Here is an 11564-nt window from a genome sequence, read left to right as displayed (position 1 = left end):
GAACATCATTGCCCAGTGAACACGCTTTTTCCCAAAACGTCCAATTAATGTGTTTGCAATTCGTTCAGCACCGCCAGACTCAGCCATCATTTTTCCAAGCATTGTTCCTAAAGCTAAAACAATCGCTAAAAACCCTAACGTATTACCGAGACCTAATTTAATAGAATCGATAATCCCCGGATGTTGTGGTGAAGTTCCAATTAAGGGCATCCCCATTGCTAGCCCAACTCCGATTGCTGTTAAAATTAACGCGACAAATGGATGCCATTTTACTACCGTAATTAGTAAAAGTAATATAACAACAGCCGCTAGTACGATTCCAACTACCATTTCTCCCAATCCCCCTATTGTTTACGTTGGAAAGCAGCTATACAATCAAATTCTTCTTTCAAACGATTGTAAAGTCGTTCATACATATAAAACATCTCTAAATATAAAGCCGTATTTTCTTTATTCGGTACATGGTGATGGACAATATCAATCCAATCCTTCACCTCTTCAAGCGAATCAATTTTCCCAATTGCATACAAAGCAAGTGCCGCTGCCCCAAGCGCAGATGCTTCATGACTTTCTGGAACAAGTAATTCTTTCCCCATCATGTCAGATAACATTTGTCTCCAAAATGCAGATTTCGCAAAGCCTCCTGAAACACGTATTTCAGTAAGTGGCCCTGTACAATCTCGAATGGCAAGTGCTACTGAATACACACTCATACAAACACCTTCCATAACTGCTCGTATAAAATGTTCTCGTTTATGCTGAAGGTTTATACCGAAGAATGTACCACGAGCATTTGCATTCCAGTAAGGTGCACGTTCCCCAGATAAAAACGGTAAAAATAGTAATCCATCTGCTCCAGCTGGTACACTTTCTGCATACTTAATTAATAAATCATAAGGATCAATTCCAAGCTTTCTTGCTACCTCTTGCTCTGGGCTACCAAATTCATCACGTAACCATCTAAGTAATATTCCACCGTTATTCGTTGGTCCGCCGATCACCCAGTGCTCATCTGTTAATGCGTAACAAAAAGTTCTTCCTTTTTCATCTGTATTAACACTCGATGAAATTGTTCGAACCGCACCACTTGTCCCGATCGTAATTGCAGCTGAGCCAGGTGATATTGCACCGACACCTACATTTGCAAGAACACCATCACTTGCACCAATAACAACCGGAGTATCCTCACTAATACCCATCTTTTGTGCTAATTCCGGCTTCATTCCCGATAAAATATATGTAGTTGGTACAGGTGTTGATAATTGTTCTGGTGACATATTTAACATAGTTAAAACATCTTCATCCCAGTTTAATGTTTTTAAATTAAATAGCCCTGTAGCAGATGCGATAGAATAATCAACTACATAGCGTGAAAATAATTGATAAATGACATACTCTTTAATGGAAATAAATTTATGAGCAGTTCTGAATAAATCCGTTTCTTCTTCTTTCATCCACAGTAATTTAGAAAGTGGTGACATCGGATGAATTGGTGTACCAGTTCTTCTATAAATGTCATGACCATTCATTTGTTGTAATAGTTTTTCTGATTGCTTTGTGCTTCTATTATCTGCCCAAATAATAGAGCGCGTTAACGGCGCACCGTTTTCATCTACAGCAATTAAGGCATGCATCGCTGTACTAATCCCGATAGAAGAAATATCTTCCGGTGACACATTACCCTTTCCGATGGCAACGCTTACAGTTTTATATACAGCAGCACAYATTACATCAGGATCTTGCTCAGCCCATCCGACGTTCGGTTGAATAATTGGATAATCAATTGCATGTGAAGCAACGACTTTTCCTTTTTCAGTGAATACAACCGTTTTCGTACTTGTGGTACCGATGTCAACCCCGATTACTCTCCCCCTTGTTTCCATGCGAACCTTCCCTTCGTTTCTAGCAAAATACGATCTAGTAAACCGTTTACATGAATTAGTATATAAAATATTTTTTCATAAATCAAGTTATGGAAAGAAAATTTTTTTCAAACCAAAATGTACCTCTCATCTTCTAAATCATTCTCTTTATCTTTTTTAAATAACCTTTTTAATTTATCAAACATTCTTTCCCCTCCACCTAAAGATAATAATATATAAGTTCTCGTTTTCTTAGCTTGATGGACATAGGGCGTGGCTCCCTACTATCACTTTTTTACCTTGTAAATATATGTTCCATACTATAAAATCTAATAGTTTTTATATTTTTCTGAAAAATCAAAACAAAACACGAACTTTATTGTATAATGTTGTAAAAAGATGTCGGAGGGATTTAATGTTATATAAAATATCTCAATTCACAATAAAACTTTCATCAATTCTTTTATCACTCTTACTATTATTAAATTTACCTTATTTATTTATCACTCAACAGGGATTCACTTTTCAACCAATTCATTTTTTTAATCAGATCGTTACTATGTTAAAACAGGTTTTCTCCCCTGAATCATTAGTAGTTATAGGATCAGACCCGAAATTTGGTCATTTCAAAAAGACACCATTATTTCCAACTGTTTTAGAACCTTACCTATATTCATTTACTGTATTATTTATAGCCTTTTTGCTTGCACTCTTTCTATCATCTAGTATGGCATTTTTTTATTTTTTAGCAAAAGATTATATAAAAAAATGGATAAACCGAATTGTGTTCATATTAGAAGCTGTCCCTGATATGATGATGATGATTTGTTTGCAAATATTTTTCATATGGGTACTTCAGAAATTCGGGGAATCTCCTGTCACCATTATTTCTTTTAATGAAAATCGAGCTTATTTACTCCCTATTTTATCTTTAGCAGTCTTACCTACATTACAAAGGGATATTTATTCGGTGTTATACATAAAAGAAGAACATGAAAAACATTACGTAGAGGTTGCATATGGAAAAGGACTTTCATCAAGTTATATACTATGCATTCATTTATTCAAAAATATATCTGTCCACTTCTTTCACCATTTAAAAACGATTTTTGTTTTCTTACTTTCTAACTTATTCATTTTAGAATTTGTTTTTAATATGGAAGGCATTATTCAATTTTTATTTAAGAAGGCGTTTATATCACCTCCAGCTGCATTTATCATACTTGTTATGATTATTTTACCGTTTTATGCCATTTTTCAAATAATCTCATTCATGATGAATAGATGGCAAAAGCAATTGAAAGGAGCAGCATTATGAAATCTATTTGGAAATCAAAACGATTTTTAATCGGCTTTACTTATCTATTCATACTTGTTTCAGCTAGTTTTATTTATAGTTGGTTCTTTAAAGATAACATCCCAAAACCTCCTCAGTTACTTTACAATGACAATAACGAATTACTTGGAAAGGCCCCCTTTTCGCCATCATTAATGCCGCCTTTTGGATCTGATCGTTTTGGAGAGTCTGTTTTCTTACAAATTGTAGAAGGAGCAAAATTCACCATTTTATTAGCCGTGGCAATTAGCTTCTTTCGAATTTTATTCGGAACATGTATAGGGATCCTCTTAAGTTTATATGCTCCAAAATTCAAGAGATTTTTCCAGTCATGCTCAGAAGTTTTTTATTATATCCCAACTCTATTTATCGCATTTATACTCATCACGCCCGTTAATATTGTAATCATATCAAATGCTGATAGATTAGATCCAAATATTTCATTTGCGTTTTATCAAGTACTCGTACTTATTTTCGTCGCTCTGCCTACACTTTCTTTATATATATCCTCAGAGGTTGATGAATTTATGAAACAAGATTACATTTTAAGTTCWCAATTRCTGGGAGCTAGCCGTTTTCATATTATCAAAAAACACTTACGAGTCTTATTACTTGATCGCTTATTTGTGTTATTTATGGAACATATCGTCCAAACACTCATACTCGTTATCCATTTAGCGTTGCTTGACATTGTAGTTGGCGGGATACAAATGCGAGAACTCTATGACGGAGTGCTCAAACCTGTTTCTCTTTCTAATGATTGGGCAGGTCTTATTGGATTAAATCGTTATGAAATGAATCTTTCATGGTGGATTATTTTTTATACTCTCGTTTCATTCTTTATTACGATTCTTTTTATTAAGCTTATGACAATGGGGATTCAAGATGCACTGAAAGCAAGAGATTCGCGAGTTGTAGCAATTCAAACCGTTCCAGATCATAAAAAATTTGTTGAAAATAAAGATTCTTTTTCGTTTGCAAATAAAGTGAACTTTTAATCATGTCTCATCAATCAAGTATTAATTGGCATTGATATTAGTAGAATATAAAAAAGATGATCCCTATTGAATACGAGGGATCATCTTTTTTATGCCGTCTAACTTTTTTACATATCCTTTGCTAGACTCATGCTTTTTATATTTAAAATGAATTATTTACAATCACAATTATGCTGTTTAAAATCGATTACCATACGTCCTTGAATTCTACCTTGTTCCATTTCTTCGAATACATTTTGTACTTTATCTAGAGAACACGTTTGAACAACTGGCACTACTTTTCCTTCTGCGCCGAACATAAATGCCTCCTCCAGATCCTTACGAGTACCAACTAGAGAACCAACTACTTCAATTCCGTCTAATACAAGTCGTGGAATGTTTAAATCCATAGTTTCTACTGGTAAACCTACCGCAACTACTTTACCGCAAGCACGTACTGCATCAACTGCTGAGTTGAAGGCTACTTTAGAAACTGCTGTTACTACAGCAGCATAAGCACCACCAAACTCCTCTTGAACAATTTTATCAGCAGGACCTTGAGAAATTGGATTGATAGTCATATCAGCACCAACTTCTTTTGCTAAGGCTAATTTGTCGTCATTGATATCTACTGCAATTACCTTTGCACCAAATACGTTTTTAGCATATTGGATAGCTAAGTTTCCTAATCCACCACAACCATAGATTACGATAGGTTGACCAGGTTTAATGTCTGATACTTTTATAGCTTTATATGTAGTTACGCCCGCACATGTGATTGATGATGCTTGAGCAGGATCTAATCCTTCTGGTACCTTCACCGCATAATCAGCTGTAACAATACATTGTTCAGCCATACCACCATCTACTGAATAACCAGCATTTTTCACTTCACGGCAGAATGTTTCWCTCCCCGTTACGCAATATTCACACCGTCCACAAGATTGGAACATCCATGCAATACTTACACGGTCACCTATCTTTAGTGAAGTAACATCATCAGCAATTTTAGTAACAATACCTACACCCTCATGACCAAGGATGCGGCCATCGGTGTTTCCAAAATCATGATTCGCAACGTGTAAATCAGTGTGGCAAACTCCACAATACTCTACATCTACTAGCGCTTCACCTGAGTGTAACGGACGTAATTCCTTTTCAATAACTTCAATATTTGCTTTGCTGTTTTTATTAACTACTACTGCTTTCATATGTGATCTCCCCTTTAGTGTTTTAGAGTTTTAATGAGTTTATCTCACAACTACTGTCCTCACTATTTTGGCTAATTATTGTACCAAATTTAAGTGTTCAATCATCATTACAGGTTCATCATAACATGGAATTTCATAAGCTTATTGTAAAATATTGAACAATATTTGAATTATTACCCAATACGTATTTTGATGTATCAAGCTACTTGTTAAATTTCATATGCAAAATATCGAGGTTTAAAAAATGAATGGTCTAAAAGATGAGAGATTATTATTATAGGTAATTGGCATACTTCTATAGACACTTAGAACAAGTAGATTTAGAGGGTATATCAACAGACTACTCGCCAATATAAAAAGCTCTTCATTTGAAGAGCCCTTTATATTCGCTTCATCGAAATAGTTTCACGTATACTTTGTAAATTTTGTAGTGTTTCCTCTTGTCGCTGCAATGACAATCCCACATACAAAGTATCTAATAAACTAAGCTGCGCTAATCGTGACGAACTTGCTTCTGTACGAAATTCTGTCTCACGCGTCGAAGTATATAATGTTATATGAGCAAGTTGGCTTAATGCCGATTTTTGATAGCTCGTAATCGCAATAATTTTGGCCCCTCTTGCTTTCGCTACTTCTAACGCTTCAAGTAAACCTTTATTACTGCCTGAATGAGAAATTGCAATGACCACCGCTTCTTTTGTCAACAAGCCAGCTCCCATAATTTGAAAATGTGAATCCGTATGAGCAATACAAGAAATACCCGTTCTCATAAACTTATGATAAGCATCCATCGCAATAATACCTGAACCACCATTTCCATAAAACTCAATTCGTTTCGCTTCATTCAGCGCACTTACTGCCTGTTCCAACGCGTTRTCRTTTAACAAATGTAATGTATCTTGCAGTCCTGTAATATGTGAATGAAAAACTTTTTTAGCAACAGTGACAATATTATCTTCTACCGATACTTCCTCATGAATATTTTGCATCGGGGTATGTACAATCTCACGAGCTAATGTAATTTTCAAGTCTTGGAACCCTTGAAAACCTAAGTGTTTGCATAAGCGGAATATCGTTGCTTCGGAACTATTCGTAACTTCCGCTAATTCCGTAATCGATTTATGTACAACATCTTGTGGATGTTTCAAAATATGTTCGGCAATACTTCGTAATTTCGGTGATAAACCATTTAACGAAGCCTGAATCTTTCCAATCCCACTTTTTGTACCAGGCATAGCGTATCTTCCCCTTCCATAGTAGCTTTATCCCGTATTAACGGGCAGTAAGACTCCCACCTCAAAATTCGATGAATGCAAGGGAGTTAGGTGGGAGATCAACTGCCCGTAAAAACCCGATTGGTTCAACTAATAATCAGTGGGGATGGCCCCCCACTGATTAAAGTTTCACTTTATTGTACCTAATTATTGAAAGAAGAAAAACCTTTATTCGGCATCTCTATACATTTTAATTTCTCATATGTATTCTTCCGTAGCATATGACACAATTATTCATACTTATTTCTAGTTTTCCCCATGCTTTACTGCGTATAAGGCAGCTTGTGTACGATCATCTACTTCCAATTTAGCCAATACGTTAGAAACGTGTGTTTTCACAGTTTGTTCTGTAATATGAAGTTCTGCTGCAATCTCCTTATTGCTTCTTCCTTTCGCAATTTCACGAAGTACTTCTTGCTCCCTTTTTGTTAACATAGAAAAAGGATTCTCTTTTTCTTTCTTGACTGCTGATCGTCCTAATAGTGCTGGTGTTACTTTCGGGTGAAAATTTGCATTTCCTTGATATACCGCAACGATTGACGCAACGAGTTGATCTGGCTGCACTTCTTTTAATTGATAACCATCTGCCCCAGCTTCTAATGCTGGTAAAACGTAATCTTGTTCTGAAAAACTACTGAGCATAAGAATTTTTATTGTCTCATCGTATTGTTTTATACGTTTTGTCGCTTCAATACCATCCATTTTCGGCATTGATAAATCCATTAATACTACATCTGGCCTTTCTGCTTGGACGAATGTTAATGCTTCTTCACCATTTGCTGCTTCCCCAATAATTTCAAATTCTTCTCTCGTCTTCAAAAAGAATACGAGGCCCCTTCGAACGATATGATGATCTTCTACAAGTAATAATTTAATTTTCACTGACGTTCTCCCTCTCAAACCGGTAATTGAATTTCTATCTTTGTCCCCTTTTCCGGTTCTGCTTTTATTCGGAAAATTCCCCTCATTAATTCAATTCGTTCTTTCATGCTTTTCAAGCCAAGTGCTGACTCTCTTACTTGATCCTGTATAAATCCTATTCCGTTATCTTCTATGTAAAAATGCAACTTATTATTTTCTATCCTTAAATGAAYACATACTTTTTCACATGAGGCATGTTTTTTACAATTATGTAATGCCTCTTGGCTTATACGCCATAAAACTTCTTCTATTTCATCTTCAATTAAAACCATTCCATCAATTCGAACTTCCACTTGAATCCCTAACAGTTTTCCGTAATTTTGAATCGCTTCTGCTAAACCTTTCTCTAATCCTTCAGGCCTTAATTGCCAAATCAAAAGTGTCATCTCTTGTAATGCTTCCTGTGATAATTCTCCAATATAACTTAACATCTCTTGCAAGTCTCTATCCTTCGTCATATTTAGAGTCCCTTTCGCTGTTAGCATAATTGAAAATAACAATTGTTTAACAGAATCATGTAAATCACGAGCCAATCGATTTCTTTCAGCTACAACTACATATTTTCGTTCTTTCTCAACTAATTGAATACGTTGTATTGTCGTTCCAATTTGAAATGCAATCGCTTCTAATAACGCTAACTCCTCCTCTGAAAAATGTGTTTTATGAGGCGAGGCTACATTTAATAGACCAAATTTCTCTGATCCAGATCTTAGCGGGATTGTCGCATGATGTGTAACATCTTCTGTCTCGCCCCAATTACATTCAATCGCATCCTCTATTCGTTTACATTCAATAATATTTGTTGCTTTTTCCAATCTGCCATTCACAAAACGTTCTACACACCAACAATCGCCTTCACACATCGGCTTCTTTTCCTGCCACGTAAGAGCTGGGGGTAAGTTTTGGTCTACAAGCATACGATGCTTTCCACTTTCATCAATAAAGAATATCCACCCTGTTTGTAAATTCATAACTTGTAATAATGTATGTAACACTTTTCCTAACATTTCCTGTAAGTTTGTTGCTTCATTTAGTAACTCAGCAATTTCTTTTAATGCCTCTAAACGATGCATCTCTTTTTCATCTATGTTCATTCTCATCACCAACTACCATTATAACATTAAGAAATTTCAAAATACTACAAACAAAAAAGAACCGAATTCCTTCAGCTCTTTTTTCGGAGATATCCCATACAGTTCATTCAAATCTACTGATTTACAAATCTAAATTCTAAACCAAAACAGAAATTAGCTAGTTTTCATTAACTGTCTGATAAAGATTGTCCCACATGGATATTCTGTAAACTTTCAGTGTTAACGAACATATTCGCTGCTGGCATTTGCACTTGATTTTTATGAAAAATAGACATTAATTCAAATCTTACTTGTCTAGAAGTTTCAAAATAATCTTCCGGTTTAATCAAACCTGTAATACAAAATTCATATCCAACATATTTAAATGGTTCAACAGCTTCATCATCTACTCTATAAAGACCTTGATCCAATTTTTCATTACAAATAACACACACTTCTTCTAACAATTCCTTAACTCTTGTAGGATCTTCCTGATAACTTACCGTGATGCGTTCAATAACTCGCATCCATCCTTTATTAAAATTTTGTATCGTTCTAATCTCTCCGTGTGGTATGGTAAGGAGTTTTCCTGACCATTCACGAATTTGCATGAAACGAACACTAATTTCCTCAATGGTTCCTGAATTTGTTCCGTTAAAAGTAACAAAATCGCCAACACGRAACTCTTTGTCCGCTAATCTTGCRAAGCCTAATATKACATCTTTTAGCATCTGTTGTGCAGCAAAACCGATGACAACTCCCGCTATCCCTGCACCTGCAATAATACTTTTTATATCTACAAATTGACTAATTAAATATATGATAAGACTGATGATAATGATATACCTAAAAATAGATCGAATTACACTTTGAATTGTCTGCTCTACCTCTTCATCAAAAAAGCTTGATTTTCTAAAAAACCAATCAATAATGCGATTTATAACAAAAGAAATAATGATAAGAACTAAAGCAAATAGTAAAAACCTTAAAAGTAAAAATTCCCTTACATAATTAAAAAACTCTTCAGTATACGTTAGTAAACTCATCCATCCACTTCCTTACTAATAAAAATTTCATACAAAGCTACTATATTTTAAATACACATTTATCATCTCAACACTTGTTTTCGAAACATCTTTTATCCTGATCTTAAATCGTACTTTCTTAACTATGTATTTGTATTCATTGTTCATCTTCAACAATATAACCCTTTAATGAATCTTTCAACTTCAGATGTTCTTTTCTATTTACTATAACCCTTTTTAATCCTCTAAAGGGATATTACAATAGAATTTTTTATAAACGACTTTCTTTTAAGTCCGCAATACTCACCTCGTTACAAGGAATCTTTTCACATTACATCGAATATTTCATTTCATACTATTTTTACTCACGGAGGTTACAAACAATGGGATATATCGAAGAACTAAGAGAAGTTGTTGGATCAAGACCACTCAATCTAGCAGGAGTTGCTGTAGCTGTTTTTAATGAACAAGGACAAATATTACTCCAACAAAGACGAAATGGCATTTGGGGTGTTCCTGGAGGATTTGTGGAGCTTGGTGAATCCACAGAAGAAGCTGGAAGACGAGAAGTGCTTGAAGAAACAGGTATTGAAATTGGTACACTTCAGTTAGTAAGTGTATTTTCAGGTAAAGAATTTTTTGTACAATTACCRAAYGGAGATGAATTTTACCCTATAACAATCGCATACCTTTGTAATGATATTACAGGCGGCTCGTTAAAAGCAGACGGTGTTGAATCATTACATGTACAATTTTTTGATTTAAATGGGCTACCAGAAAAGATTAGCCCGTTCATTAAAAAGTTAATTCAACAGCAAGTCGTCTCTATTTAAATGTAAAAAAGAGACCTTTTGAAGGCCTCTTTTTTACTTCACTTCTGCATTTAAACAAGATTTAAAATGTCCAAGTGCATATTCATGCCCTTGCGCATTAAAAGATGCTACTGCTTTTTCATAAACSACAATTTGAAACCCTTTGTTATAAGCATCTACTGCTGTATGAAGGACGCAAATATCTGTACATACACCTACAAGATGCACTTCCTCTATTCCTCTTTCTCTTAGCTTCATTTCTAGATCCGTTCCTGCAAAAGCACTGTAACGTGTTTTGTCCATATAGTATATATTCTCTGCATTTTTATATTTCTCGCATACATCTTGTAATTCACCAAATAAGTCTCTTCCATTTGTACCTGCTATATTATGAGGTGGAAACAATTTCGCTTCTGGATGATATACATCATTGTCTTCATGTTTATCGATAGCAAATACTACGTAATCACCTTTTTCAATAAATTGTTTCGTTACACTTACAAGTTCCTTCTCAATTTCTTGACCTGGTTTCCCGCATGTTAAAGCACCTTTTTCAGCTACAAAATCATATGTATAATCAATATTTATAAGAGCTCTTTTCATAACTACAATCTCTCCTTCTTCTGTTTCACAGTAAACAATAGAAAATTTGTTATTACGACATCGTATGTACTATTCGACATTTCAAATGAAATCCCTACATTTCCAACTCAATACTTACCTTAATCCGAGTTTATCATAAAGCGAAACTTTAATCATAGGGGGTATTATCCTTCACCAATCGGGCTTTTACGGGCAAGTTGATCTCCCACCTAACTTCCTCGCATGTGCCGAATTTTCAAGTGGGGTTCTTATTGTCCGTTAAGGCTTGATAAAACCGATACACAATGACAAAACATACAGCTCCAATTAACAAGTCATGAATGTGATAATTGAGCGTAACTTCAACCGCCTCTTGTAAAGTAAACCAAATGACCGAAAACATTATAATAAATAAGAAAATACGAATAACTCGTTTCAAACTTTCAATTCCTTCCTCTTACATGATAGTAAAGAATAAGTTCTTTCTATTC

At 34.9% G+C, this 11564-nt stretch carries 12 protein-coding genes; 3 read left to right on the top strand and 9 right to left on the bottom strand.

Annotation, left to right across the window (positions count from 1 at the left end; genetic code table 11):
* Positions 1–330: GntT/GntP/DsdX family permease (locus tag AC1DJR_RS06770; protein WP_477002267.1), on the bottom strand; the 330-nt coding region annotated here is incomplete at its 3' end.
* Between the two features lie 14 nt (positions 331–344).
* Complete coding sequence (gntK, locus tag AC1DJR_RS06765) at positions 345–1883, bottom strand: gluconokinase (protein ID WP_477002266.1); 1539 nt, start codon at positions 1881–1883, stop codon at positions 345–347.
* 394 nt (positions 1884–2277) lie between these two features.
* Between gntK and AC1DJR_RS06760 the strand changes: the two genes are divergently transcribed.
* The gene (locus AC1DJR_RS06760) at positions 2278–3180 is read left to right on the top strand and encodes an ABC transporter permease subunit (protein WP_477002265.1); all 903 of its coding nucleotides are present in this window, start codon (positions 2278–2280) and stop codon (positions 3178–3180) included.
* Positions 3177–4196, top strand: a complete 1020-nt coding sequence (locus tag AC1DJR_RS06755) for an ABC transporter permease (RefSeq protein ID WP_429687313.1) — start codon at positions 3177–3179, stop codon at positions 4194–4196. Before AC1DJR_RS06760 ends, AC1DJR_RS06755 begins: the two co-directional genes overlap by 4 nt.
* Before the next feature lie 152 nt (positions 4197–4348).
* Here the strand turns inward: AC1DJR_RS06755 and adhP are convergent, their stop codons facing one another.
* The 5 genes from adhP to AC1DJR_RS06730 all read right to left on the bottom strand — a co-directional run bounded on the left by adhP (position 4349) and on the right by AC1DJR_RS06730 (position 9700).
* Positions 4349–5386 (bottom strand): alcohol dehydrogenase AdhP, encoded by a 1038-nt coding sequence (adhP, locus tag AC1DJR_RS06750; RefSeq protein WP_477002264.1) that lies wholly within the window; start codon positions 5384–5386, stop codon positions 4349–4351.
* A gap of 380 nt (positions 5387–5766) precedes the next feature.
* Complete coding sequence (locus tag AC1DJR_RS06745; RefSeq protein ID WP_002012688.1) at positions 5767–6621, bottom strand: MurR/RpiR family transcriptional regulator; 855 nt, start codon at positions 6619–6621, stop codon at positions 5767–5769.
* A gap of 285 nt (positions 6622–6906) precedes the next feature.
* Positions 6907–7542 (bottom strand): response regulator, encoded by a 636-nt coding sequence (locus AC1DJR_RS06740; RefSeq protein ID WP_002127217.1) that lies wholly within the window; start codon positions 7540–7542, stop codon positions 6907–6909.
* A 14-nt stretch (positions 7543–7556) separates the two neighbouring features.
* Positions 7557–8675 (bottom strand): GAF domain-containing sensor histidine kinase, encoded by a 1119-nt coding sequence (locus tag AC1DJR_RS06735; protein WP_477002263.1) that lies wholly within the window; start codon positions 8673–8675, stop codon positions 7557–7559.
* Positions 8676–8842: 167 nt separating this feature from the next.
* Positions 8843–9700, bottom strand: coding sequence for a mechanosensitive ion channel family protein (locus AC1DJR_RS06730; RefSeq protein ID WP_477002262.1), 858 nt, complete (start codon positions 9698–9700; stop codon positions 8843–8845).
* A gap of 362 nt (positions 9701–10062) precedes the next feature.
* Between AC1DJR_RS06730 and AC1DJR_RS06725 the strand changes: the two genes are divergently transcribed.
* Positions 10063–10512, top strand: a complete 450-nt coding sequence (locus AC1DJR_RS06725; RefSeq protein ID WP_410590154.1) for an NUDIX hydrolase — start codon at positions 10063–10065, stop codon at positions 10510–10512.
* Positions 10513–10545: 33 nt separating this feature from the next.
* On the opposite strand, the gene AC1DJR_RS06720 is transcribed toward AC1DJR_RS06725, so the two are convergent.
* Positions 10546–11094, bottom strand: a complete 549-nt coding sequence (locus AC1DJR_RS06720) for a cysteine hydrolase family protein (RefSeq protein ID WP_060750311.1) — start codon at positions 11092–11094, stop codon at positions 10546–10548.
* A gap of 235 nt (positions 11095–11329) precedes the next feature.
* Positions 11330–11512 (bottom strand): hypothetical protein, encoded by a 183-nt coding sequence (locus AC1DJR_RS06715; protein WP_012260876.1) that lies wholly within the window; start codon positions 11510–11512, stop codon positions 11330–11332.
* Positions 11513–11564: the final 52 nt, after the last annotated feature.

Source organism: Bacillus sp. 05T31 (genome assembly GCF_056396725.1).
Note: the sequence above shows the minus strand (reverse complement) of the source record. Positions and strands in the feature narration are given on the sequence as shown.

What these genes read in the sequence shown, in the direction of transcription:
- AC1DJR_RS06760 (WP_477002265.1), top strand. Translation starts at nt 2,278, where the DNA reads ATGTTATATAAAATATCTCAATTCACAATAAAACTTTCATCAATTCTT.